Raw genomic sequence first — 23,898 nt, forward strand, 5'->3', positions numbered from 1 at the left:
CTTCCGGGCAGTCGCCCCGATGACATCGCGTACCCGAGCGGAGGGAGCGACATGAGCGTGGCCTACCAGGGGGAGCACGGCCCCGGGTGGCGAAGGCGAGAGCCCGCCGACGCCCGGCGCGTCGTCGTCGTGGACGGCGGGCCGCTGCTGATCGAGGGCCCCGTGGAGATCGTCCTCCCCGACGGAGAGACGCGCCTGTGCGAGCGGCCCGTGGTCGCCCTGTGCACCTGCCGCCGCAGCTTGCGGATGCCGTTCTGCGACACCAATCACCGCCCGCGGAGGCGCGGGGGCGCGCCGAGCCGGGCTCGTGCCGCACTGGCGCGGGCCGCGGTCGCGGAAGCGACGGCGGCGAGGAAGGAGGGTGGGCCATGAGGGCGCCCCAGGCGCTCGCGGCGCGTACCGCTGCGGCGCCGGAACTTCCCCGGCCGCGCGGCGAACTGTCACAGGCGGTGGCGGCGTTCCTGACGTCGTCCGGGCGAAGACTCCCGGGCGCCAAGGAAGCGGCGCTCGCCGATCCCCTCGGCGACGACGTGCAACTGGCCCTTCATCTCGCCTACGAACTCCACTACAGGGGCTTCGCCGGAGTGCCCGACGACCTGGAGTGGGATCCGGATCTGCTGCGCCTGCGCGGCACGCTGGAGCACCGCTTCGAGCAGACGCTGCGCGACCGGTGCGGACGGTACGAAGGTGTCGACGAGGCGTTCCAGGCGGTCCTGACCGACTCGGCGGACGGGAGCGGGGTCACCCGGTACCTGCTCGGCCGGGGCACGTCGGCCCATCTGCGGGAGTACGCGGTGCTGCGGTCCGTGTACCAGCTGCGGGAGGCGGACCCCCACCTGTGGGTGGTGCCCAGGCTCTCGGGCCGGGCCAAGGCGGCCATGATGGCCGTGCAGTTCGACGAATTCGGCTGCGGACGTGCCGAGCGCATGCACGCGCGGCTCTACGCCGACCTCATGCGCGACCTCGGACTCGACGCCGCCTATGGTCGCTACCTGGACTTCGTCGGGCCCGAGGCCCTCGCCACCGTCAACCTGATGTCCCTGTTCGGCCTGCACCGCGCACGCCGCGGCGCCCTCGTCGGACACTTCGCCGTGCTGGAGGCGACGTCCTCCCCGGCGTCGTCCTGGATGGTCGCGGCGATGCGGCGCATCGGTGCGGGCGAGGCGGCGATCCACTTCTACGACGAGCACGTGGAAGCCGACGCGGTACATGAGCAACTGGTACGCCGGGAAGTCGTCGGCGGTCTGATGGACGACGAACCGCGACTCGCCGGCGACGTGGTGTTCGGCATCGAGGCGACGAGCCTCCTGGAGGACACCCTCACCGACGCGGTCACCACGGCCTGGGAAGCCGCCGGGACGGCGCTCCGACACCCCCTGCCGCCCCTGCCGGATCCCATGCGGACAACAGTGCGGCCGGACGGGAGAGGAGGCACTCCATGACCTCGCGAGGGCCCTTCATGCACCTCGAGGACGATCATCTCCTGATCCGCGCCGACCAGATGACCGGCCTGCTGCGCCACGTGGCGGCCGTCTGGCTGCACACCACCGAGTCGGGGGCGGTGGAGCGCGATCCGGCGACCGTGCTGGATCTCGCGACCGGCCTCATGGAGATCGCCGACCAGATCGACGTCGAGTGCATCGCGCTGATGCCGCTCCGGGACGCGGACGGAGAAGACGCGGCGGAGGACAGGAGGGACTGAGAGGCAGGACGACTCACGGTGGTGCCCAGGCTGTGCGGGTGGACGTTGAAGATCTTGAGTGGCAGGCCCACAGCCTGGGCGGGAGTCCCCCGCGGGTGGTGGACGTCCTGCCGGAACGTGGGCAGCTGGAACTGGTGGCGCAGGCCGCCCGCTCGTGGACGACCACGACCGGCCGACCCGAGGTGCAGGCGGCCGGTCGTGCGTCGGGGCCCGGGCGGGCGCGTCAGTCGTTCTCCTCGAGCCGGAAGCCGACCTTCAGGCCGACCTGGAAGTGCTCGATCTCGCCGTCCACCAGATGGCCGCGGACCTGGGTGACCTCGAACCAGTCGAGACCGCGCAGGGTCTGGGACGCGCGGGTGATGCCGTTGCGGACGGCCTGGTCGATGCCCTCGGTGGACGTGCCGACGATCTCGGTGACGCGATAGGTGTGGTTCGCCATGGGGGTCCGGCTCCTCTCGATGCGTACCTCCCACCGTGCCGCACAGCCGCCGGGTCCGCGATCCGGGACTTGACCATCCCGTTGGTCCAGACCAAAATCCAGGCGACACCCGTGCGAACCGTGCGTTCGGCCCCCCACGTCGGGTCCCTTCCCCCTGCCCCGTCCGCAAAAGGTGACCCCGTGAAGAACCGCCTCCTCGTCCGTCCCCTGGTGGTGCTGACCGCCCTCGCGCTCGGCGGCTGCGGCGTCCTCCCCGGCGACCGGGCCGACACCCGTACCGTCAGCGTCTGGCTGATGAAGGACAGCGCCAGCGACGAGTTCCTGGAACGCTTCACCACCGCCTACGAGGCCGGGCACCCCGGGATCGAGCTGAAGCTCACCATCCAGGAGTGGACCGGCATCGGCGCCAAGGTCACCGAGGCGATCGAGGGCCCCGGCGGCCCGGACGTCATCGAGGTCGGCAACACCCAGGTCGCCCGGTACGCCGACACGGACAAGCTCTACGACCTCACCCTGGAGTCCGTCCGCGACCTCGGCTCCCAGCACTGGCTGCCCGGCCTCGCCGAGCCCGGCAGCATCGACGGCGCCCAGTTCGGCATCCCCTGGTACGCTGCCAACCGGGTGGTCGTCTACAACAAGGAGCTCTTCGAGCGGGCCGGCGTCACCAAGCTCCCCGCCACCCGCGCCCAGTGGACCGACGCCACCGAGAAGCTCAACCGCAGCGGCAGTCAGGGCATCTACCTCGCCGGCCAGGACTGGTACACCCTCGCCGGCTTCATCTGGGACGAGGGCGGCGAACTCGCCGTCGACAACGGCAGCACCTGGGAAGGCGCCCTGGACAGCCCCGCGGCCCTGCGCGGCATGGCCTTCTACAAAGAGCTCCAGTCCCTCGGCTCCGGCCCCAAGGGCGCCGACGAGGAGACCCCGCCGCAGTCCGGCGTCTTCGCCAAGGGCGACGTCGCGCAGATCATCGCCACCCCCGGCATCACCGCCGCCATCCTCAAGAAGAACCCCGGACTGCGCGACAAGATCGGCTACTTCCCGATCCCCGGCAAGACGGCCGCCAAGCCCTGCGCCGTCTTCACCGGCGGCTCCGACCTCATCGTCCCGGTCAACGCCCCCGAGCGCGCCGCCGCCATCGACGTGGTCAAGGCCCTCGCCGGCGAGGAGTGGCAGACCGAGCTGGCCCGCACCATGAACTACGTGCCCAACAAGACCACCCTCGCCGGCGTCGTCGAGGGCCAGGAGGCCACCCGCGCCATGGCCGCCGGCGCGGCCCGCGGCCGGGCCACCCCCACCTCGCCGCACTGGGCCGACGTCGAGGCCACCAACCCGATCAAGCCCTACATGACCGCCGTGCTCAACGGCGAGGACCCCGCCCGGGCCGCCCGCCGCGCCTCGCAGCAGATCTCCGGCACCCTCGCCGAATGACCCGGTGACGGCCGGTACACCCCCACCCCGGACCGCCCAACCGGTCATTCAGCCGTCGCACATCCAAGGGTCCCCACGACGTCATGTCGAATCCAGCCGGTCACGGAAGAAGTAGGGAGCGGGGCCGCCGCACCCCGGCGGCCCGCAGCCACCGTCCCCTTCCGTACGCCGGAGGATCACGCCATGTCCGTATCGTCCGTAGTCGCCGTCGCCCCGCCCACCGACGCCGAACCCCGGTACGTGGTCTCCCTCGCCCGCGACCAGGAGGAGATCCGCGCCGCACAGCGGCTGCGCCACCTGGTCTTCGCGGGCGAGATGGGCGCCCGCCTCGACGGCCCGGAGCCCGGCCTGGACTCCGACGCCTTCGACGCGTACTGCGACCACCTCCTCGTCCGCGAGGAGGCCACCGGCGAGATCGTCGGCACCTACCGGGTGCTGCCGCCGGAGCGCGCCGCCGTCGCCGGCCGGCTCTACTCCGAGAGCGAGTTCGACCTCTCCCGGCTCGCGTCGGTCCGGCACGACCTCGTCGAGGTCGGCCGCTCCTGCGTCCACCCCGCGCACCGCAACGGCGCGGTCATCGCCCTCATCTGGGCCGGACTCGCCCGCTACATGACCCGCACCGGCCACACCTGGCTCGCCGGCTGCTGCTCCATCCCCCTCGGCGACGGCGGCGGTCTCGCCGCCGCCACGTGGGACACCGTCAAGGCCAAGCACCTCGCCCCCGAGGAGTACTGGGTCACCCCGCACAAGCTCTGGTCCGCCGAGGGCGTCGCCCGCCCCGAGGGCCGCACCGAACTCCCGCCGCTGCTCCGCGGCTACCTGCGGCTCGGCGCCTGGGTCTGCGGCGCCCCCGCCCACGACCCCGACTTCAACGTCGCCGACCTGTACGTGCTGCTCTCGCTGCGCCGCACCAACCCCCGCTACCTGCGGCACTTCCTCGCGCTCGCCCCGGTGAAGTGACCGCCGTGCCCGTCAGACCCGCGGCGGCCGTCTCGCCGTGGCTGCCCACCGCGCCGTGCACACCCGGAGACTGCGCCGCCCACCCCGGGCCCGCCGCGACCGTCGCCGGCCCGGTCCGGGCGGCCGTCCGGCTGGCCGCCGGTCTCGCCGCCGTGCTGCTCGGGCTGGTCTGCGCGCCACTCGCCTGCGCCGTGTCCGGCGCGGCGCGGGCCGCGCTCGTCCGGCTGTGGGCGCGGTGCGTACTGCGGGCCTTCGGCGTCCGCCCGGTCGTCCGCGGCGGTCCGGCCCCGGCCGGTGGACCGCTGCTCGTCGTCGCCAACCACGTCTCGTGGCTGGACATCGCGCTGATCGCGGCCGTGCTGCCCGGCCGCATGGTCGCCAAGAAGGAGATCCGCCACTGGCCCGTGCTCGGGCCGCTCGTCGCCCGCGGCGGCACCCTGTTCCTCGACCGGGACGGGCTGCGTGCCCTGCCCGGCACCGTCCGGCAGATCGCCGGCACCCTCGCCGGCGGCGCCCGGGTCGTGGTGTTCCCCGAGGGCTCCACCTGGTGCGGCCGGGCCCAGGGCCGCTTCCGGCCGGCCGCCTTCCAGGCCGCGCTCGACGCCGGCGCGGCCGTCCAGCCCGTACGGCTCGTGTACGGGCCGCACGGACCGGCCGCCTTCGTCGCCGACGACTCCCTGATCGCCTCGCTCCTGCGGATCGCCCGGGCCCGTGCCCTGACGGCCGAACTGACCGTGCTGCCGCTGATCCCGGCGGACGCCCACCCCGACCGGCGGGCCCTGGCCCGCGCCGCCCAGCAGGCGGTCACGGGCCGTCTCACGGTCCCCGCCGCGGTCGTCCCGCTTCAGCGGGCCTCGGCCAGCGAGAGGGCGAACCGGCCCTTCCGGTCCGTCCACCATTGGGACAGCTCCAGGCCGGCCGCCGCCAGCTCCGCACGCACACCCTCCTGACGGAACTTCGCCGAGACCTCCGTCCGCAGCTCCTCGCCCGCCGCGAACTGCGCTGCCAGATCCAGCTCGGGGATCTTCACGGTCAGCGCGTGGCGGGCCCGGAGCCGCATCTCGATCCACTCGTGCTCCCGGTCCCACACGGCCACATGGTCGAAGTCCGCCGGGTCCACGTCCGCGCCCAGCTCCCGGGCGATCACCGCGAGCACGTTCTTGTTGAACTCGGCCGTCACCCCCGCCGCGTCGTCGTACGCCGCGACCAGCGTCGCCTCGTCCTTCACCAGGTCCGTACCGAGGAGGAGCGAGTCCCCGGGGGCCATGACCGCCCGGACCGCCCCCAGGAACGCGCGGCGCTCCGCGGGCAGCAGGTTGCCGATCGTGCCGCCCAGGAACGCCACGAGCCGCGGCCCGGGCGACGGCGGCAGCACCAGGCCCCGCGTGAAGTCCGCGATCAGTGCGTGGATCCGCAGCCCCGGCCGCTCCGCGAGCAGCGACTCGGCCGCGCCCGTCAGCGCCGACTCGCTCACGTCCACCGGCACGTACGTGTCCAGGTCCGGCAGCAGCGCGTCGATCAGGAACCGGGTCTTCTCCGACGAGCCCGAACCCAGCTCCACCAGGGTGCGCGCCCCGGTCTCGGCGGCGATCCGCGGCGCGCGTTCGATCAGGATCTCCCGCTCGGCGCGGGTCGGGTAGTACTCGGGCAGCCGGGTGATCTCCTCGAACAGCTCGCTGCCGCGGGCGTCGTAGAACCACTTCGGCGGCAGCTCCTTGGGGGTGCTCGACAGCCCCTTGAGGACATCGGCGCGCAGATCGGCCTCCGTGGCGTCCTCGGGGAGGGTACGGGTCAGCTGGAACGGGCTCACGGGGACGGCTCCTCGATCGGGGACAGGAAGACCTCGGCGGGGGTCGCGGTCAGCAGGGTCCGGTCCGGCGCCTCGCGCCAGCCCGGGTCGTCGTCGTACGGCTCCGAGGCCACGACCGTGCCCCGGCCGGCCGCGTCGGACCGGTACCAGAGCGTGTCCCCCCAGGCGGTCGCCCAGACCGACCGCCCGTCGCAGAGCAGCAGGTTCAGCCGGGCCTCCGGCACGGCCCCGGCCGCCGCCCGTACCGCCCCGGCCAGCGCCGGGCCCGGCTCGTCGCCGGCCCGGAGCCGGTGCAGCACCAGCGCCCACAGCAGCGCCGAATCGGTACGCGCCTCCAGCGCCAGCAGCTCCGCGGAGGGCAGCCCCGCGGCCACCTTGGCGAGCGAGTCGGGCCAGCCCGGCACCGCCCCGTTGTGGCTGAACAGCCAGGGCCCGGCGGCGAACGGGGCCGCCGCGGCCTCCCCGTCCGCGCCCGGCAGGGTGGCGTCGCGGACCGCGGCGAGCAGTGCGCCGGAGCGCACCACCCGCGCCAGGTCCGCGAACGACAGATCGGACCAGATCGGCCCGGAGCGGCGGTACCGGGCCGGGACCGGGTCGCCGGCCGCGTACCAGCCCACGCCGAAACCGTCCGCGTTCACCGTCCCGTACCGCTGCCAGCGCGGCGCCCAGGACTGGCGCAGCAGACCGTGCGGCGGGTCCGAGAGGACCACGCCGAGCGCCACCGGCTCGCCCACGTAGGCGAGATGACGGCACATCAGGACGGCTCCGCGTCACGGGCGGTGCGGAAGCCGGAGAAGATCTGCCGGCGCACCGGGTAGTCCCAGTTGCGGAAGGTCCCCCGGCAGGCGACCGCGTCGACGGCGAACGAACCACCGCGCAGCACCTTGTGCTCGCTGCCGAAGAAGACCTCCGAGTACTCCTTGTACGGGAACGCCCGGAACCCGGGGTACGGCAGGAAGTCGCTGCTCGTCCACTCCCACACGTCTCCGATGAGCTGCCGCACCCCGAGCGGCGACCCGCCCTCCCGATAGCTGCCGGCCGGCGCCGGACTCAGATGCCGCTGCCCCAGGTTGGCGTGGCCGGGCTCCGGGTCCGCGTCCCCCCACGGATAGCGGCGTGAGCGGCCGGTCGCCGGGTCGTGCCGGGCCGCCTTCTCCCACTCGGCCTCGGTGGGCAGCCGGCGGCCCGCCCAGCGGGCGTAGGCATCCGCCTCGTACCAGGAGACGTGCACCACCGGCTGGTCCTCCGGCACCGGCTCCTCGACGCCGAACCGGCGGCGCAGCCACTGCCCGCCGTCCTTCCGCCAGAACAGCGGCGCGGCGACGGAGTGCTGCCGGATCTGCGCCCAGCCCTCCGGCCGCCACCAGCGCCGGTCCGTGTAGCCGCCGTCGGCGATGAAGCGCAGGTAGGCGCCGTTGGTGACGGGCACGGTGTCGATGAAGTACGCGGGGACGATCCGGGTGTGCGCCGGGCGTTCGTTGTCCAGGGCCCACGGTTCGTCCGAGGTGCCCATGGTGAACGGGCCGCCGGGCACGTGGACTTCGGCCGGCAGCAGCTCGTCCGCGCCGTCCGCGGGCGGCGGGGGAGCGTGGAGCGCGGCGGGCCCCTTGCGGAGCTGATGGGTGATCAGCATGGTCTCGTCGTGCTGCTGTTCGTGCTGCGCGATCATGCCGAACGCGAAGGCCGAGTCGACCAGCGGCCCGCCCTCCAGGGCCGTGCCGTCCAGCACGTCCAGGACCCGGGTGCGGACGTCCGCGGCGTACGCGCGCGCCTCCGCGGGCGGCAGCAGCGGCAGCGTGGGCCGCTCCGACCGCGGATGCTCGAACGCGTCGTAGATCGAGTCGATCTCGGGGCGCAGCGCACTCCGGCCGGCGACCGCCCGCCACAGCCACTGCTCCTCCTGGTTGGAGATGTGCGCCAGGTCCCACACCAGCGGGGACATCAACGGCGAGTGCTGGGCGGTGAGTTCGCCGTCGTCCACGCAGTCGGTCAGCAGCGAGGTGCGGTGTCGGGCGGTCTGCAGGGCGTCCAGCGCGCGCTGCCGCAGGCCCGTCTCGTCGACCGTCGTCATGACAGCACCTCCTTCGAGTCGGTCACGTCGTCGGCGGGACATCGGCCCCTCAGGACATAGCGGTCGTGGAACGCGGCCACCGCGTCGACCACCTCGGTGGTCGCGCCGATCCGCGGCAGCGCGTCGAGCGCCGCCTCGAAACAGACGAGTGCGACGGCGTGCAGCTCCGGGTCGGTCAGGCCGTGCCGGGCCGCGTTCAGCCAGAGCGGGTTGCGCGGCGCGGGCTGCGGCCCGGCGATCTCCGCCAGCGGCTTCACCGCCCGGTGGACGGTCTCCGCCGCCGCCGGATCGTCGAACAGCGCCGTGGTCACCGCCACCGGCACCCGCCAGCCGTCCTCGCCCGGCTGTGCGTCGATCATCCGCAGCTCCAGGTGCCCGCGCGGCCGGACCGGCGGGAACAGCGTGGTCATGTGGTACGACAGGTCGCCGGGCAGCGGCGGCCGGGGCCGCCCCGACCGCAGCCACTCCCGGAACGTCAGCCCCTCCGGTACGGCCCAGGGCCCGTCCTCGGCGCGGATGCACATCACCGGCGCGTCCAGCACGTGCGACGCCCAGGCGGCCCGCGGATCGCTCCCCGGGTCCGGCGCGAGCGTGCGCACCGGGTCCAGCTCTGCCCAGAGCGCCTGCCGGGTCGAGCGCCAGCCGGTCCGGCGTCCTCCGTACACGGGGGAGTTCGCGAACGCGGCGACCAGGACCGCGCCGAGCAGATGGGCCAGCTGCCAGCGGCGGTGGTGGCCGCGCGGGCCCGGCTCCTCGTGGCCGGCGTCCAGACAGACCTGCACGGACGCCGAGTCGCACATCATGGCCCGGCCCGAGGGCCCGGTGCGGGCGAGGGCCGCCTCCATGGCGTCGTACCGGGGTTCGCGCAGGATCCGCTCGCGCGGCGCGTGCCACGGGTCGACGCCCTGGCCGTTCAGGTCGAGGCCGAGCGGGCGCAGGGTGTCGCGGACGACGGCCAGGTCGGCGGAGAGGAGGTCCAGACACTCCATGAGGGAGGCGGCGGGCGGCGAGCTGAGCTCCAGCTGCCCACCTGGTTCCACGGTGAGCGCCGAGACCAGCGGTCGGTCCCGGACGGCGCGGAGCGCGGCGGCGAGCCGGGGTCCGGGGACGGGGAGCTGCGGCAGTGGCCGCCCGTGTATCAGCCACTCCAGCTCGGCCCCGACCGTGCGGGGTGGGCCGGTCTTGAAACAGATGCACCGCAGCAGGTCCTCCGCGTCGTCCTCGGTCAGCGGTCGGTCCTGCGGCAGCTGTGGTGCACCGGCGGTGCGGTCGCCAGGCGACATTCTGATCCTCCTGTGGAAGGCTCTGCATCCACCTAAAGCCACTGCCGAGAGCCCTGCAAGAGCGCCCCCGGAGCGCCGGTGGCGCCGGGCGGCCTCCCGCCCGGCCGTCACCGGTGCAAACGCCCGGCCCGCGGCCCGGCGAAATTCCTTTGCCGCCGCTCCACGGAATCGATCATCCTTGCGGTCATGAGCGCACGACTGCGGGCTCTCGCACGAGAGACCGAGGAGATCGTCGAGGCCGGCCGCTACCGGGCACCCTCCGGTGGCTGGGTGTCGATCGAGGCCGAACTGACCGCCGCCCTGGACGGCACCCGGATGTACGGGCCCGAGCCCGTCCCCGTTCAGCCGGACACCGGCCGCACCACCCTCCCCCGGCCTCCGGCCGGGGGTACCCCCATCGAGGTCACCGGCGAGAGCAGCCTGAGCGCCGCCCGCCGGCTCGCCACCGCGGCTCCGGACCCGGTGGCGGTGCTGAACTTCGCCTCCGCCCGCAACCCGGGCGGCGGCTACCTCAACGGGGCGCAGGCCCAGGAGGAGGCCGTCTGCCGCGGCTCGGCGCTCTACACGACACTGCTGAGGATCCCCGAGTTCTACGAGCACCACCGCGCCCACCGGGACGCGTTCTACACGGACCGGGTGATCCACTCGCCCGGCGTCCCCGTCTTCCGCGACGCCCGCGACCGGCTGCTCGATGTTCCGTACACCGCCGGTTTCCTCACGTCACCGGCGCCGAACGCGGGCGTCGTGCGACGGCAGGCCCCCGAACTCGCCGACCGGATCCCGGCCGCGCTGGCCGCCCGCGCCGAGCGGGTCCTGGAGACCGCGGTGGCCGGCGGCTACCGGCGGCTCGTGCTCGGCGCCTGGGGCTGCGGCGTCTTCATGAACGACCCGGCCGTCGTCGCGGGCGCCTTCCGGGACCTGCTCACCGGCGACGGGCGCTTCGCCGGCCACTTCGACCAGGTCGTCTTCGGGGTCCTGGACGGCACGAAGGACCGCCGGACCATCGGCGCGTTCCGCGAGACCTTCGCGGCCGAGCTCGAGGCCGCCTCCGCGGCTCAGGACCAGCCGTAGCGTTCGGTCAGCCGCGCCACGACCCGGTCGAACCGCGGCCGGTCGAGCGCGCACGCCTCCCGGCGCATCCCGTCCGGGCGCAGCCGCAGCACCCGGTCGAGGTCCACCCACGACTCCCGCCGGGCACTGTCCCAGCAGCCGGCGCCGATCGCCACCCACTCCCGGTCGTGATCGTGGTGCTTGCTCGACAGCTGCACCGCGAGCAGCGTCCCGGTCGCCTCCCGGGCCACGACCAGCACGGGCCGGTCCTTGCCCCGGCCGTCGTTCTCCTCGAAGGGCACCCAGGTCCAGACGATCTCGCCCGGATCCGGGTCCCCGTCGGGATCCGGCGCGTACGAGGTGCGTACCGGCCCCACCTCGTGCGGGTCCGCCTCGGTGGTGGAGTGCGGGTACTGCTGCGCGTAGGTCGTCACAGGGGTGAGCGTAGGGCCTGGACGGCGGTACGAGCCGCCGCCCGGACCCACGTACGGCCACTCAGTCCTGCGCCTCCGTCACCGCGATCGCCTCGGACTTCGGGCCCGAGCCATTCAGCGACGCCGCCGGGGGCACCGGCGACTGCGGTGCGTTCGGGCCCATGGTCGCCAGAAGCTGACGGGCCAGGCCCAGACCCGTCCCGCCCATGGTCAGCGCCTTGGCGAACAGGTCCGCCATGCCGTCCGCGCCGTTGAGCAGCACCATCTGGTCCACATTGCCGAACGCGGACGCGCCCGCCTCGACGATCTCCGGCCACTTCTCGGCCAGCTGCTGTGCGACCACGGCCTCCTGGTTCTCCGCGAGTGCCGCCGCCCGCGCCTTGATCGCCTCCGCCTCGGCGAGCCCCTTCGCCCGCGTCGCCTCGGCCACCGCCAGCCCCTTGGCCTGCGCGGCCGCGGCCTCCGCCTCGCCGGTCACCCGGGTCGCGGTCGCCGACGCGGCGCTCGCCAGCTCGGTCTCCTTCGCCTCGGCCTGGGCCGCCGAGATCCGCGCGTCGCGCTCGGCCTCGGCGAGGGTCCGCTTCTCGTACGCCGTCGCGTCCGCCGGCTTGCGCACGTCCGCCTGGAGCTGCTGCTCCTTGCGGTGCGCCTCCAGTTCGGCCACCCGCGTCTCCTGGACGACCACCTCCTGCCGTGCCGCGGCCTGGGCCAGGGGTCCCGCCTGCCGGGCCTTCGCGGACGCCTGGTCCCGCTCGGCCTGGTAACCCGCCTGAAGGATCTCGCTGTCCCGGGTCGCCTCCGACATCCGGGCCGCGGCCTGCTGCTCCGCCTCGGTCGCCCGCCGGTTGGCCTCCGCCTGCGCGATCCGGGCGTCCCGCTGGACGGCCGCGGCGTGCGGGGCGGCCAGGTTCTTGATGTACCCGGTGGGGTCCTCGATCTCGTGGATCTGCAGCGAGTCCACGATCAGCCCGAGCTTCTCCATCTCGGTGCCACAGGCCGAACGGGCCTGCCCGGTCAGTTTCTCCCGGTCGCGGATCATGTCCTCGACCGTCAACCCGCCGACGATCGCCCGCAGATGACCCGCGAAGACGATGTGCACCCGCTCGGACATCAGCTTCTGCTGGTCCAGGAACCGGCGGGCCGCATTGGCGATCGACACGAAGTCGTCGCCCACCTTGAAGATCACCACACCGCGGACCTTGAGCGGAATGCCCTGGTGGGTGACGCACTCCACCGACAGCTGCGTCTCGTTGAGATCGAGCGACAGCTTCCGCACCGCCTGCACGCCCGGCAGCACGAGCGTGCCCCGACCGGTGACGATACGGAACCCCATGCCCTCGCTGAGACCCTCGGTCTTGTGGTTCGAACCGGAGATGATCAGCGCCTCGTTGGGTTCCGCGACGCGCCACATCATCTTGAACAGTGCGATCAGGACGACGAGGGCGCCCAGAGCGCCGCCCGCCACGATGCCGATGCCCATGGGCACCTCCCCCTTCACCGGCGCCGCGGACCGGCCCCGGTGAAGGGAGTGTGCGCCTGCTGCGGCCGCCGCTCAATGGATCGGCCGAGGGTCGCGCGAGAGATCGTTCAACTGCCGTACGCGGCCGTGACGTAGACCGTGCGCGGAGGCAGGTGCTCCACCACGGTCACCACCGTGCCGGGCTCGATCCGCTCCCGGCCCGAGGCCGGATACGCGAGGAAATGCTCGGCCCCGCCTCGGATCCGGACGATCACCTCGCCGACGAGGCCCGGCCCGACGGTGCCGGTGACCCGGCCGAGCAGTCCCACCATCGACGCGTCGTCCATGACTGAACGGTACGTCAGATCCAGCCCTCCAGGGACGCCATGAACCCGTCGAAGTCGTCCCGGTGGATCGTGTGCCCGGCGCCCGCGACGGTACGGACCTCGAAGCCGCGCTCGCGCAGCAGACCGGCCCGCTCCGGGGAGATCAGGAAGCTCGGGTCCGCCAGCGTCACCAGCGACGGCACCTCCGCCTTCGCCGGCATCAGCTCCGCGGTCCTGAACTCCGGGAGCGCGCGGGCCGTTCCAGGGTCCCAGTCGTTGAGCGTCGCCAGCTCGACGGCGACGTCGGCCTCTTCCCAGCGCGGGTTGAGCGCCCGTATCCGCTCGGCCGTCGCGGACTTGAAGCCGGTGAACAGCTCCGGGTCGAAACCCTCCTCGGCGGTGGCCATATGCCATGCGGGGTCGACGTACACGGCCCGCCGCGGGGCGAGCCGCTCCACCGCGCGGGCCAGCGTCAGGCCGCCCAGCGAGTGGCCGATCGCCAGCTCGGCGCCCCGCGGGAGCGTTTCCGCGACGTCGTCGGCGTAGTCGTCGGGGCGGTAGCGGCCGGCCGGGCCGGTGGCCCCGTGGCCGCGCAGGTCGACGGCGACGACGCGGTAGCCGCGCTCGGCCAGCGCCGGGGCGACCCGCCGCCAGGTGCGGTGGTCGGACATGATGCCGTGGATCAGCAGGGCGACGCGGTCGCCGGATCCCCAGGTGGTGGTGTGCAGTCGCACGGTGGCGCCTTTCGGATCGGTGTCTCGGGGCCTGGTCAGCGGACGCCGCGGATCGGGCGCACCGCCAGTGCGCCCAGGACCGACAGCAGGGCCGCGGCCAGGAACAGCGGGGTGTAGCCGCCGCCGACCGACACGATCGCGGAGGCGACGAACGGGGCGACGATCTGCGGCCCGGCGTTGGCGACGTTCAGCACGCCCATGTCGCGCGCCGCGTCCTCCGCCTTGGGCAGCACCATCGTGACCAGGGCGGTGTCGACGGCCATGTAGCAGCCGAAAGCCAGGCCGTTGACGACGGAGAACGCCAGCATCGCGGTCCAGCTCGACGAGACGGCCGGGAGCAGCAGGGCGACCGCGGCCAGCGCGGCGGACGCGCCGACGAACAGTTTCCGCCGCTCGTAGCGGTCGGACAGCCAGCCGCCGAGCACGGTCGAGACCACCATGGCGACGCTGCTCAGCGGCATCAGGATCGCCACCGCGTCCTCCGGTGCCAGACCGGCGGGCAGATCGGTGTGGTCCTTCAGGATGTACAGCTGGAAGCCGGCCACCGTGAAGTAGCCGAGCACCAGGAGCGCCCTGCCGATGAACGCCCAGCGGAAGTCGTGGTCCCTCAACGCGCTGCCGAAGGCCGCCAGTCGGGCCTTCACCGGCAGCGGCGCCCGCGCCGGCATCCGCTCCTCGCGGGCGCAGGCGGTGAACAGCACGGCGGCCGCCGCCACGATCACGCCGAAGATCAGATAGCCGGTGCGGAAGTCGTCGGAGTACGCCGCGCCGACCAGCGCACCGATCGTGGAGCCGACGGGCAGGCCGAGCCCCACCGCGGCGGAGGCCCGGCCGCGCGCCTCGGTCGGCACCCGGTCGGGGACGACGGAGGTGAGCGCCGCCTGGTACGTGTTCATCACGGCCTGGCCCAGACACCAGGCGATCAGGATCAGCAGGATCGTGTCGACGCTGCCGAGCAGCAGCATCACCGGCAGGACGAGCAGGCCGCCGGCCAGGATCCACGGATTGCGGCGGCCGGTGCGGTCGGACAGCGCCCCGGCGACCGGGTTGAAGACCGTCGCGAAGATCGCCGAGACCCCGGCGACCAGGCCGAAGTTGGCCACCTTCGCGGCCGGGTCGACGGCCTCGATCTGGAGTGCCAGCAGCACTCCGGCGACGCCGACGTACAGCGCGTACATGGCCGTGTTCCCGGCCAGGAGCAGCGGGAGCAGGCCGCGCGAGGGGCGGGGCTGCTGTGGTGCGGAGCCGGCGGTGCGGGCCGGGTCCGTGCCGGGGGAGGAAAGGGCCACGGTGCCCTCCTGGGGTGAGTGCCCGCACGGGCGGGCGGGGAGCGGAAGGGGAGGTCGGGTGGTGCGAGGGGCGATGCGAGGCGGTGCCGCGAGGGGGTGACGCGACAGACGGCACCGCGCGTGACGCAGTTGGTTACACGTGTCAGTGACGCGAGTAACCTTTGTGTAGCACCTGAATCCGGCCATCCGCCAGACCCGGTGCCGGATCGTTCTGGAAAGATGCGGGCGCGATGAGCCAGTCACCGAAGCAGTCCGCCGACCGCACCGCCCCGACCAGCGCCGACGTGGCGCGTCTCGCCGGGGTCTCCCGCGCCACCGTCAGCTACGTGCTGAACAACACCGCGACGGTGCGGATCAGCGACGGGACCCGCCGCAAGGTCCGTGAGGCCGCCGAGGAGCTCGGCTACGTGCCGCACGCCGCGGCCCGCAGCCTGCGCGCCGGGCACACCCGCATGGTGCTGCTGCCCACCGCGAGCGTCCCCGTCGGCCCGCTCTACAGCGCCTTCTTCGACGAGCTCCAGTGGGCCCTGCGCCGGCTCGACTACACGGTCGTCCAGTACGGCAGCCTCGGCATGGAGGCCGACGAGGCGGCCCGCGCCTGGGCCGAGCTGCGCCCGGTCGCGGTGGTGTCCTCCGGCGAGATCGCGCTCACCCCGCAGGGTGTCGAGGTGCTCAAACGCTCCGGCGCGAAGGCCGTGATCACCCTCGGCGCGCACCGCGTCGAGGGGGCGCACGCGCTGGTGCTGAACCAGTCTGAGATCGGCCGGCAGGCCGTTGCGCACCTGGTGCGGCGGGGCCGGCGCCGGATCGGCGTGATCATGCCGGAGGAGCGCGGCCTGGACTTCTTCTCGGAGCCCCGTCTGGAGGGCGCGCGGCAGGCCGCGGCCGGCACCGGCGCCGAGATCGTGCCGCTGCCGCTGCGTTACGAGGAGGAGCCCGCGGCCGCACTCGCCGGGCGCTGGCGCGAGCTGGGCCTCGACGCGGTGTTCTCGTACAACGACGAGTACGCGATGCTCCTGATGCGGGCGCTCCAGGACGCCGGGATCGACGTCCCGGGCGAGACCTCCGTGGTGGGCGCGGACGACCTGCTGCTCGGCCGGCTGCTGCGGCCCCGGCTCAGTACCGTGCAGATCGACATGGTGATCGGACGTCAGCTCGCGGAGCTGGTGGACCGCGTGGTCCGCGACCCGGACGGCACGCCCGAGCGGCACGACCTGATCGCCGCGCGCCTGATCCCCCGCGAGTCGAGCTGAGCGGGCCCGCGTCAGGGCCGGGCCCCGCCCGGCCGGGCGAAGGGGCGCCGCCGGGCTTAGCGTCGGGGCATGAGCACAGTGCCGCAGCGTTTCGTGATCCTGGTGGTGCCCGAGCACGTGGAGGACCGCGGCCGGGCGTCGGTCGAGGACAGTGCCGTGCGGGCCGCGGTGGTCGAGGCCACCGGGGAGACGGGGAACTCCGGCTACCCCCGCTACGCCGGCCACGGGATCGTCGCCGACATCGACCCGGAGACCCGGACCGTCGAGGCGATCCTGCTCGACGGCCGGGAGCTCGACTACGGCCTCACGCCGCTGGTGCGGGACGCCGACCAGGGCTGAACGGGCCCGCCGACCATTTGGTCGGTGTACACACCAGGCAATTCGCCCGCGGGCGGTTGACACCGGTCGCGCCGGGGCACACAGTGGGCGCGGCCCCGCCCCGCGAACGGACGTTCACCGAAGCGGCGGCGGAGGCACGAGAGGCAACGGAACACGGGCCCGCGGCGGCCCGAGGGGACAAGGGGAGTCACACCCGATGAGCATCCGCGACGTGTACATCGTCGACGCCGTCCGCACACCGATCGGCAGGTTCGGCGGTGCGCTCGCCGGCGTCCGCCCCGACGACCTCGCCGCCCATGTCGTGAAGGCGCTCGTCGAGCGCACCCCCGAGCTCGACCCGTCCCGGATCGACGACGTCTACTTCGGCGACGCCAACGGCGCCGGAGAGGACAACCGCGACGTGGCCCGCATGGCCGTGCTGCTCGCCGGACTGCCCGCCTCCGTGCCCGGCGTCACCCTCAACCGGCTCTGCGGCTCCGGCCTGGAGGCCGTGATCCAGGCCGCCCGCGCCATCGCCCTCGGCGACGCCCACATCGCCCTCGCCGGCGGCGTGGAGTCGATGTCCCGCGCCCCCTGGGTGCTGCAGAAGCCCGAGCGGGCCTACCCGGCCGGCCACCAGCAGCTGCACTCGACCACGCTCGGCTGGCGCATGACCAACCCGCGGATGCCCGCCGAGTGGACCGTCTCCCTCGGCGAGGGCGCCGAGCAGGTCGCCGACAAGCACGCGATCACCCGCGAGCAGCAGGACGCCTTCGCCCTGGAGAGCCATCGCAAGGCCGCCGAGGCGTGGGCCAAGGGCCTGTACGACGGCGAGATCGCCGGCTACCCGGGCGTGGACCTCGCCCGAGACGAGTGCATCCGGGACTCCACCTCCATGGAGGCCCTGGCCAAGCTCAAGCCGTCCTTCCGCCCCGACGGCGGCACCGTCACCGCCGGCAACGCCTCTCCGCTCAACGACGGCGCGGCCTGCCTGCTGCTGGTCGACGAGGAGGGACTGCGCGCCACTGGCCGCGAACCGCTGGCCCGGATCCGCGCCTCCGCCGTCACCGGCATCGAGCCCCAGCTCTTCGGCCTCGGCCCCGTCGAGGCGGTCCGCCGGGCGCTCGAGAAGTCCGGCCGGTCCTTCGCCGACCTCACGGTCTTCGAGCTCAACGAGGCCTTCGCCGCCCAGTCTCTCGGCTGCCTCGCCGAATGGCCCGAACTCGACCCCGCCGTGGTCAACCCTCGCGGCGGCGCCATCGCCATCGGCCACCCGCTCGGCGCCTCCGGCGCCCGCCTGGCCGGCGCGGTCGCCCACCAGCTGGCCGCGGCCGGCTCGGGCACCGGCCTCGCCGCCCTGTGCATCGGCGTCGGGCAGGGCCTGGCGCTGGTCCTGGAGCGCTGACACGCGTACGGGCGCGGGGCCGGAGGGGTCAACCCCGGCCCCGCGCCCGTACGTACGCGCTCAGGACGTCGCTCAGGACGTCACTGCCCCTGCTGCTTGGCCTCCTCGACCGACTTGCGCACCTCGTCCATGTCGAGCTTGCGGGCCTGACCGATCAGGTCCTCCAGAGCGGCCTCCGGCAGGGCGCCCGGCTGGGCGAACACGGCCACGTTGTCGCGGACGATCATCAGCGTGGGGATCGAGCGGATCTCGAACGCGGCGGCCAGCTCCTGCTGCGCCTCCGTGTCGACCTTCGCGAAGACCAGGTCCTCGTGGCGCTCCGAGGCCTGCTCGAAGACCGGGGCGAACTGGCGGCAGGGGCCGCACCACGCGGCCCAGAAGTCGATGAGGACGAAGTCGTTGTCGCTCACGATCTGGTCGAAGTTGTCCTTGGTGAGCTCGACGGTGCTCATGGCTTCTACCTCTTCCCGGTCCACTCTGGACTCGCCACCCACAACGGCTGCCCCGGTGGGACTATTCCAATCGTCTCCCCCGTCCCGGCCGGGCCCTGTGGCCCCGCCCGGCCACGGCGGCCAGACTGGGCTCCATGACGCGAGCCGTAGAGGTCGAGTACGACGTGGTGGTCCTCGGGGCGGGTCCGACCGGCGAGAACGTGGCCGGACGGGCGCGGGAGGCCGGACTGAGCGTGGCGGTGGTCGAGAGCGAGCTGGTCGGCGGCGAGTGCTCGTACTGGGCGTGCATGCCCAGCAAGGCGCTGCTCCGCCCGGTGATCGCCCGCGCCGACGCCCGCCGCACCCCAGGACTGCGGAAGGCGGCGGCGGGACCGCTGGACGTGGCCGCCGTGCTCCGCCACCGCGACGCGGAGGCCGCGCACTGGAAGGACGACGGACAGGTCGCCTGGGTGAAGTCCGTCGGCGCCCGCCTGTACCGCGGTCAGGGCCGGCTCGCCGGCCCGCGCAAGGTCGTCGTCGACAGCCCCGAGGGCGAGCACCACGTGCTGACCGCACGGCACGCCGTCGCCGTGTGCACCGGCAGCCGCCCCGCACTGCCCGAACTCCCCGGCCTGGCGAGCGCGAAGGCATGGACCAGCCGCGAGGCGACCAGCGCGCAGTCCGCCCCCGGCCGGCTCGCCGTCGTCGGCGGAGGAGTCGTGGCCGTGGAGATGGCCACCGCCTGGCAGGCGCTCGGCTCCCAGGTCACCCTCCTGGTACGCGGCTCCGGCCTGCTGCCGCGGATGGAGCCGTTCGCCGGCGAGCACGTCCGCGACGCGCTCACCGAGGCCGGCGTGGACGTCCGTACCGGCGTCTCCGTCGCCGCGCTGGTGCGCGACGGCGGCGAGGGCCCGGTCACCGTCGTCCTGGAGGGCGGCGACAAGGTCGAGGCCGACGAGGTCCTGCTCGCCACCGGCCGCGCACCGCGCACCGACGACCTCGGCCTGGAGACCGTGGGCCTGGAACCCGGCGGCTGGCTGCCCGTCGACGAGACGCTCCGCGTCGTCGGCAGCGACTGGCTGTACGGCGTCGGGGACGTCAACCACCGCGCCCTGATGACCCATCAGGGCAAGTACCAGGCCCGGATCGCGGGCGACGCCATCGCCGCACGCGCCGCCGGGGTCCCCCTCCTGGAGACCGACCGCTGGGGCGCGCACGCCGCCACCGCCGACCACGCGGCCCTCCCGCAGGTGGTGTTCACCGACCCCGAGGTCGGCGCGGTCGGACTCACCCTCGCCGACGCCGAACGCGCCGGCCACCGGGTACGCGCCGTCGACCAGGACCTCACCTCCGTCGCCGGCGCCGGACTCTTCGTCCACGGCTACCGCGGCCACGCCCGCCTCGTCGTCGACCTCGACCGCCACGTCCTCCTCGGTGCCACCTTCGTCGGCCCCGGCATCGGCGAACTCCTCCACTCCGCCACGATCGCCGTCGCCGGCGAGGTCCCGGTCGACCGCCTCTGGCACGCGGTCCCGGCCTATCCGACCCTGAGCGAGATCTGGCTGCGGCTCCTGGAGGCGTACCGCGCGGACCGGAGCGCGGACCGAGACGCGGATCGGAGCGCGGACCAGGGGTAATCGAGTACCGGTCGCTCCCTCCCGCACGTGACAATGAGTGCTCGTCGAACGGGAGGAACCATGAGCCAGGCGACCCTGACTCTGCACGAGCTGCTGCCGCGGGAGGAACTCGAGGCGGCGATCGACGCCGGGTACGTCACACGCAAGTCGCACCCCGAACTGCCGCTTTCCATCTACACCTACACGCGCTCCGCCCAGTACGAGCGTGTCTGGACGGCCGTCACCACACGGTGTCGCGGGCTGGTCGCGGACGACGAGAGCGGGCGGATCGTCGCGCACTGCCTCCCGAAGTTCTTCAACGTCGGCGAGCACGCCTCCGGGCAGCCGTACGCGCCCGCGCTGCCGGACGAGCCCTTCGAGGTGTACGACAAGGTCGACGGCAGCCTCGCCGTGGTGTTCCACTACGCGGACCGGTGGCGGATCGCGTCCAAGGGCTCCTTCATCAGCACCCAGGCGACCTGGGCGCAGCGGTGGCTCGACGCCAAGGACACGTCCGCGCTGACGCCCGGGGTGACGTACCTCGCCGAGATCCTCTACCCGCAGAACCGTATCGTCGTGGACTACGGCGAGCGGCGCGACCTCGTGCTGCTCGCCGCGTTCGGGGCGGACGGCACGGAGGTGCCGCTCGCGGAGGCGGCGCCGCAGTGGGCGTCGATCGGCTCCGTCGTCACCGTCTGGCCCGCGATGTCGCTGGACGAGCTGACCAAGCTGACCGAGTCGAACACCCTGCCCGGCGGCGGGGCCGCGACCGGGACCGACGCCGAGGGCTTCGTGCTGCGGTTCGCCTCCGGTGTCCGCGCCAAGGCCAAGATCGCCGAGTACGTGCGGCTGCACAAGGTCCTCACCGGTGTCACCGAGCGGGACATCTGGCGCAGCCACGGCATCGAGCGCTTCGCCGGCATGTCCGCCAAGCGGCTCGCGCAGGGCCTCGGGCTGTCCGTCGCCGATCTGGGCGGCGTGCACGCGCAGGGCGGGCGACCGCTGGAGGCGCTGCTGCAGCAGGTGCCGGACGAGTTCGACACCTGGGTGCGCACGGTCGTCGCGCGGCTGGAGGGCAGGGCGGCGATCGAGGAGATCGCCATCGACGACGCGTACGCGCTGGTCGCCCATCTCGCCACGGACCGCGGTGCGTTCGCGCGCGCCGTCAAGGCCCTTCCGGTCGATCCGGTCACCCGCTCCGCGCTGTTCCTGCGCCTGGACGGAAAATCGACGGACCTGCTGGTCTGGAAGATGGTGCGCCCCGAGGCGTCCGACCCCTTCACCACCGACGAGGAGAACTGATCCGTGCCTTCCGTACACGTCATGACGGGGCTGCCGGCCTCCGGCAAGACGACCGCCGCGAGGCAGCTGCAGGCGGAGTCCGACGGCCGGATGCGCCGCGTCAACCTCGACGACCTGCGGTCCATGTTCGACGTCCCGGCGCCCGAGCGCGGCCGTTCGCACGCCCATGAGCAGACCGTGCTGGCCGTCCAGGACGCTGCGGTCCGCGAGGCCGTCGCCGGCGGCTTCGACGTCGTCGTCGACAACACCCACCTCACGCCGCACATCCCCAAGCGGCTGAAGGCGGCCGTCACCGGCCTGGACGTGACCTTCGTGGTGCACGACTTCACCGAGGTGCCGGTGGACGAGTGCGTCCGCCGGGACGCGGTGCGCGAGCGCCCGGTCGGCGAGGAGATCATCCGCATCCTCGCCGACAAGCACGCCAAGGCCCGCAGGGGCGGCTGGCGGCTCACCGCCGAGTGGCTGGGCGACCGGCCCGGCGTCGAGACGTACGTGCACGACCCCGAGCTGCCCTCGGCCGTGCTCTGCGACATCGACGGCACTCTCGCGCTGCGCGGCGACCGCGGCCCGTACGACTTCTCCCGCTGCGACACCGATCTGCTCAACCCGCCCGTGCGGCAGGCCCTTTCGGCCTTCCGGAAGGCGGAGAACGACACGATCGTGCTGCTGTCCGGGCGCAGCGAGGACCACCGCGAGATCACCGAGGACTGGCTGAAGCGGCACGACGTGCCGTACGACGAGCTGTGGATGCGGGCCTCGGACGACACCCGCAGCGACGACATCGTCAAGGCCGAACTCTTCGACGCGCACGTCCGCCGCCGGTACGCCGTCCGGGTCTCCCTGGACGACCGCGACCGGGTGGTGGCGGTCTGGCGGCGGATGGGTCTGCCGACCTGGCAGGTCAACTACGGCAACTTCTAGGAGAGTTGAGGGGGGTCCGCGGGGTCGAGCAAGGAGGGCCGATGAACCGGACCAACGACTACCCGTCGCCGTGCGCCGTCTGCGGGGAGACGGTGCCGGCGGGGGAGGGGGTGCTGGTCGGGCTGCGCCCGAAGGGCTGGGCGGTGTACCACCCGGAGCACGTGCGCGAGCCCGGCCCGCCGCCGCGGCACGACCATCCCGGCTGGCACCGGCGCGGGCTGAGCGCCTTCGACCTCGCCGCCACCGGTCACCGGCCCGCCGTCGACCGGATCCTCGCGGTCTCGGTGCGCAGCGCCGACGGCACGGCCCGGGACCGGCTGGTGGACCCGGGCCCGGGCCCGCTCGCCCTCGACCCGGGCAAGCGGCACGGGATCACCGTGGAGCGGGCCCGCGCCGAGGGCGTCCCGGCCGCGCGGGCGCTCGACGAGCTGGCCGGGCTGCTCGCCGGGCGGCTCGCGGCGGGGGAGCCGCTGGTCGTCTGGTACGCGCCGTACGTGCTGACGATGCTGGAGGCCGAACTGGCCCGGCACGGCCTGCGCCCGCTCGGTGCGCGCGTCCCGCAGGGCCTCGCCCCGGTGTGCGATCCGCTGGTCCTGGACCGGCACGCCGACCCGTACCGCTCCGGCGGCCGCGCCCTGCAGACCGTCACGGCCTGGTACGGCGTGCCGCACGAGCGTCCCGGCGACGCCGCGTCCGACGCCGGGGCGACGCTGGCCCTCGCGCAGACCCTGGGCGCCTGCTATCCGGCGCTGGCCCGGCTCTCCCCGCCCGCGCTGCACAACGAGCAGATCGTCTGGAACGCCGCCGCCCACGGCCGCCACGAGCCGGAACCGTGGCCGGTGGCGCCCGTCGAGCCGCTGCCGTGGCGGGCTCACGACGAGGGCTGACCGTCAGCTCCGGCCGATCAGCCGGTCCGCCGCCGCCCGGGCGATCTCCAGGGCCGGACGCGGGTCCGGGCCCGGCGTGCCCCGGCTGAGGACCACCCGGGTGCTCAACCCGTCGAGCAGGGCGAGGAGTTCGGAGGCGCGGGCCGGGACGTCCAGATCCGGGAAGCGGCCCTGGGCGACGCCCTTGGACAGCAGCGCCTCCAGGTCCTGCTGCCAGGCCAGGTCCATCTCCTCCTGAGCCTCCCGCAGCGCCTCGTTGGCGGGGGTGCGGGCCCACAGTTCGATCCAGAGCATCCAGCGCGGGTCACGCGGCCCGCGCGGCAGGTAGAGCTCCAGGAAGCGGTCGAGCTTCCGCTCCGCGGTGGTCCGGCGGCCGAGCAGGGCCTGCCGCTCCTCGGTCAGCGCGGCCTCGCTCCAGCGCAGTGCGGCGAGCAGCAGCAGGTCCTTGGAGCCGAAGTAGTACAGGATGTGGCCGCCGCTGGTGCCGAGGCGTTCGGCGAGGGCCGACATGGTGAGCGAGGCCAGACCGTTCTCGGCGATGGCAGCCATGGCCTCCTCGAGCATGCGCTCCTGCGCGATGTGCCCGTCCCGCCGTCGTGCTGCCCCTGCCACGTTCCCCGCCTCGTGCCGCTCGAAAGGTCGTCCGGGCACGACCCTAACCGCAACCTCCGGGGTCTTGACGTAGCCGTGGTCCTTCGCACATCTTGAATGACGTTCTAACACTTAGAACGTCATTCAAGATCTGGCCCGGGTGCCGGATCCGAGGAACGGAGCGCG

Annotated in this window: 26 protein-coding genes; 14 read left to right on the top strand and 12 right to left on the bottom strand. The window is 73.6% G+C overall.

Features of this window, described 5'->3' with window-relative positions; translation table 11 throughout:
- Positions 1–51 precede the first annotated feature (51 nt).
- Genes ABZO31_RS30235 through ABZO31_RS30245 form a run of 3 tightly spaced genes read left to right on the top strand, consistent with a single transcriptional unit; the run spans position 52 to position 1,702 of the window.
- Positions 52–372, top strand: a complete 321-nt coding sequence (locus ABZO31_RS30235) for a CDGSH iron-sulfur domain-containing protein (RefSeq protein WP_406864503.1) — start codon at positions 52–54, stop codon at positions 370–372.
- On the top strand, positions 369–1,442 hold the full coding sequence (locus ABZO31_RS30240; protein WP_406864504.1) for an iron-containing redox enzyme family protein: 1,074 nt from the start codon (positions 369–371) through the stop codon (positions 1,440–1,442). The genes ABZO31_RS30235 and ABZO31_RS30240 overlap by 4 nt, the downstream gene beginning before the upstream one ends.
- On the top strand, positions 1,439–1,702 hold the full coding sequence (locus ABZO31_RS30245; RefSeq protein ID WP_406864505.1) for a DUF6213 family protein: 264 nt from the start codon (positions 1,439–1,441) through the stop codon (positions 1,700–1,702). Before ABZO31_RS30240 ends, ABZO31_RS30245 begins: the two co-directional genes overlap by 4 nt.
- 223 nt (positions 1,703–1,925) lie before the next feature.
- On the opposite strand, the gene ABZO31_RS30250 is transcribed toward ABZO31_RS30245, so the two are convergent.
- Positions 1,926–2,141 carry a dodecin gene (locus ABZO31_RS30250; protein ID WP_406864506.1) on the bottom strand — a complete coding sequence of 72 codons (216 nt, stop codon included), beginning with the start codon at positions 2,139–2,141 and terminating at the stop codon, positions 1,926–1,928.
- 180 nt (positions 2,142–2,321) lie between these two features.
- Here ABZO31_RS30250 and ABZO31_RS30255 point away from each other — a divergent pair, with 180 nt between their 5' ends.
- The 3 genes from ABZO31_RS30255 to ABZO31_RS30265 all read left to right on the top strand — a co-directional run bounded on the left by ABZO31_RS30255 (position 2,322) and on the right by ABZO31_RS30265 (position 5,482).
- A complete protein-coding gene (locus ABZO31_RS30255; RefSeq protein ID WP_406864507.1) occupies positions 2,322–3,572 on the top strand; it encodes an extracellular solute-binding protein in 1,251 nt (416 codons plus the stop codon).
- Positions 3,573–3,755: 183 nt separating this feature from the next.
- Positions 3,756–4,532, top strand: a complete 777-nt coding sequence (locus ABZO31_RS30260; RefSeq protein ID WP_406864508.1) for a GNAT family N-acetyltransferase — start codon at positions 3,756–3,758, stop codon at positions 4,530–4,532.
- A 5-nt stretch (positions 4,533–4,537) separates the two neighbouring features.
- A complete protein-coding gene (locus tag ABZO31_RS30265; RefSeq protein WP_406864509.1) occupies positions 4,538–5,482 on the top strand; it encodes a lysophospholipid acyltransferase family protein in 945 nt (314 codons plus the stop codon).
- Here ABZO31_RS30265 and egtD read toward each other — a convergent pair.
- The 4 genes from egtD to egtA are packed head-to-tail and all read right to left on the bottom strand — an operon-like array spanning position 5,377 to position 9,696.
- Complete coding sequence (egtD, locus tag ABZO31_RS30270) at positions 5,377–6,342, bottom strand: L-histidine N(alpha)-methyltransferase (protein WP_406864510.1); 966 nt, start codon at positions 6,340–6,342, stop codon at positions 5,377–5,379. The two genes, ABZO31_RS30265 and egtD, sit on opposite strands and share 106 nt — an antisense overlap.
- Positions 6,339–7,097 (bottom strand): ergothioneine biosynthesis protein EgtC, encoded by a 759-nt coding sequence (gene egtC / locus ABZO31_RS30275; protein WP_406864511.1) that lies wholly within the window; start codon positions 7,095–7,097, stop codon positions 6,339–6,341. Before egtC ends, egtD begins: the two co-directional genes overlap by 4 nt.
- Complete coding sequence (gene egtB / locus ABZO31_RS30280) at positions 7,097–8,413, bottom strand: ergothioneine biosynthesis protein EgtB (RefSeq protein WP_406864512.1); 1,317 nt, start codon at positions 8,411–8,413, stop codon at positions 7,097–7,099. Before egtB ends, egtC begins: the two co-directional genes overlap by 1 nt.
- On the bottom strand, positions 8,410–9,696 hold the full coding sequence (gene egtA, locus ABZO31_RS30285; RefSeq protein ID WP_406864513.1) for an ergothioneine biosynthesis glutamate--cysteine ligase EgtA: 1,287 nt from the start codon (positions 9,694–9,696) through the stop codon (positions 8,410–8,412). Before egtA ends, egtB begins: the two co-directional genes overlap by 4 nt.
- Positions 9,697–9,882: 186 nt before the next feature.
- On the opposite strand from egtA, the gene ABZO31_RS30290 reads away from it, so the two are divergent.
- On the top strand, positions 9,883–10,767 hold the full coding sequence (locus tag ABZO31_RS30290) for a TIGR02452 family protein (protein WP_406864514.1): 885 nt from the start codon (positions 9,883–9,885) through the stop codon (positions 10,765–10,767).
- On the opposite strand, the gene ABZO31_RS30295 is transcribed toward ABZO31_RS30290, so the two are convergent.
- The 5 genes from ABZO31_RS30295 to ABZO31_RS30315 form a co-directional block, all read right to left on the bottom strand.
- Positions 10,752–11,180: a type II toxin-antitoxin system PemK/MazF family toxin gene (locus tag ABZO31_RS30295; protein ID WP_406864515.1), complete on the bottom strand. Its 429-nt coding sequence runs from the start codon at positions 11,178–11,180 to the stop codon at positions 10,752–10,754. The two genes, ABZO31_RS30290 and ABZO31_RS30295, sit on opposite strands and share 16 nt — an antisense overlap.
- 61 nt (positions 11,181–11,241) lie before the next feature.
- Positions 11,242–12,660 (bottom strand): flotillin family protein, encoded by a 1,419-nt coding sequence (locus ABZO31_RS30300; RefSeq protein WP_406864516.1) that lies wholly within the window; start codon positions 12,658–12,660, stop codon positions 11,242–11,244.
- 107 nt (positions 12,661–12,767) lie between these two features.
- A complete protein-coding gene (locus ABZO31_RS30305; RefSeq protein WP_406864517.1) occupies positions 12,768–12,986 on the bottom strand; it encodes a hypothetical protein in 219 nt (72 codons plus the stop codon).
- A gap of 14 nt (positions 12,987–13,000) precedes the next feature.
- Positions 13,001–13,699, bottom strand: a complete 699-nt coding sequence (locus ABZO31_RS30310; protein ID WP_406864518.1) for an alpha/beta fold hydrolase — start codon at positions 13,697–13,699, stop codon at positions 13,001–13,003.
- A 35-nt stretch (positions 13,700–13,734) separates the two neighbouring features.
- Positions 13,735–14,988: an MFS transporter gene (locus ABZO31_RS30315; protein WP_406864519.1), complete on the bottom strand. Its 1,254-nt coding sequence runs from the start codon at positions 14,986–14,988 to the stop codon at positions 13,735–13,737.
- Positions 14,989–15,218: 230 nt separating this feature from the next.
- Here ABZO31_RS30315 and ABZO31_RS30320 point away from each other — a divergent pair, with 230 nt between their 5' ends.
- From ABZO31_RS30320 to ABZO31_RS30330, 3 genes are all read left to right on the top strand, one after another.
- Entirely contained in the window at positions 15,219–16,241 is a 1,023-nt protein-coding gene (locus ABZO31_RS30320) for a LacI family DNA-binding transcriptional regulator (protein ID WP_406864520.1), read from the top strand.
- Positions 16,242–16,310: 69 nt separating this feature from the next.
- The gene (locus ABZO31_RS30325) at positions 16,311–16,580 is read left to right on the top strand and encodes a hypothetical protein (protein WP_406864521.1); all 270 of its coding nucleotides are present in this window, start codon (positions 16,311–16,313) and stop codon (positions 16,578–16,580) included.
- 196 nt (positions 16,581–16,776) lie between these two features.
- Entirely contained in the window at positions 16,777–17,964 is a 1,188-nt protein-coding gene (locus ABZO31_RS30330) for a thiolase family protein (RefSeq protein ID WP_406864522.1), read from the top strand.
- A gap of 80 nt (positions 17,965–18,044) precedes the next feature.
- On the opposite strand, the gene trxA is transcribed toward ABZO31_RS30330, so the two are convergent.
- The gene (gene trxA, locus ABZO31_RS30335; protein WP_406864523.1) at positions 18,045–18,416 is read right to left on the bottom strand and encodes a thioredoxin; all 372 of its coding nucleotides are present in this window, start codon (positions 18,414–18,416) and stop codon (positions 18,045–18,047) included.
- A 134-nt stretch (positions 18,417–18,550) separates the two neighbouring features.
- Between trxA and ABZO31_RS30340 the strand changes: the two genes are divergently transcribed.
- Genes ABZO31_RS30340 through ABZO31_RS30355 form a run of 4 tightly spaced genes read left to right on the top strand, consistent with a single transcriptional unit; the run spans position 18,551 to position 23,121 of the window.
- Entirely contained in the window at positions 18,551–20,032 is a 1,482-nt protein-coding gene (locus ABZO31_RS30340; protein ID WP_406864524.1) for a dihydrolipoyl dehydrogenase family protein, read from the top strand.
- A gap of 60 nt (positions 20,033–20,092) precedes the next feature.
- Entirely contained in the window at positions 20,093–21,313 is a 1,221-nt protein-coding gene (locus ABZO31_RS30345) for a T4 RnlA family RNA ligase (protein WP_406864525.1), read from the top strand.
- A 3-nt stretch (positions 21,314–21,316) separates the two neighbouring features.
- Positions 21,317–22,234: an AAA family ATPase gene (locus ABZO31_RS30350; protein ID WP_406864526.1), complete on the top strand. Its 918-nt coding sequence runs from the start codon at positions 21,317–21,319 to the stop codon at positions 22,232–22,234.
- 41 nt (positions 22,235–22,275) lie between these two features.
- Positions 22,276–23,121, top strand: a complete 846-nt coding sequence (locus tag ABZO31_RS30355; protein WP_406864527.1) for a 3'-5' exonuclease — start codon at positions 22,276–22,278, stop codon at positions 23,119–23,121.
- A 3-nt stretch (positions 23,122–23,124) separates the two neighbouring features.
- On the opposite strand, the gene ABZO31_RS30360 is transcribed toward ABZO31_RS30355, so the two are convergent.
- Positions 23,125–23,733, bottom strand: a complete 609-nt coding sequence (locus ABZO31_RS30360; protein WP_406864528.1) for a TetR/AcrR family transcriptional regulator — start codon at positions 23,731–23,733, stop codon at positions 23,125–23,127.
- Between the last annotated feature and the right edge of the window lie 165 nt (positions 23,734–23,898).

The sequence above is a fragment of the Streptomyces solicamelliae genome (assembly GCF_045348655.1).
In the GTDB taxonomy this organism is placed as follows: domain Bacteria; phylum Actinomycetota; class Actinomycetes; order Streptomycetales; family Streptomycetaceae; genus Streptomyces; species Streptomyces solicamelliae.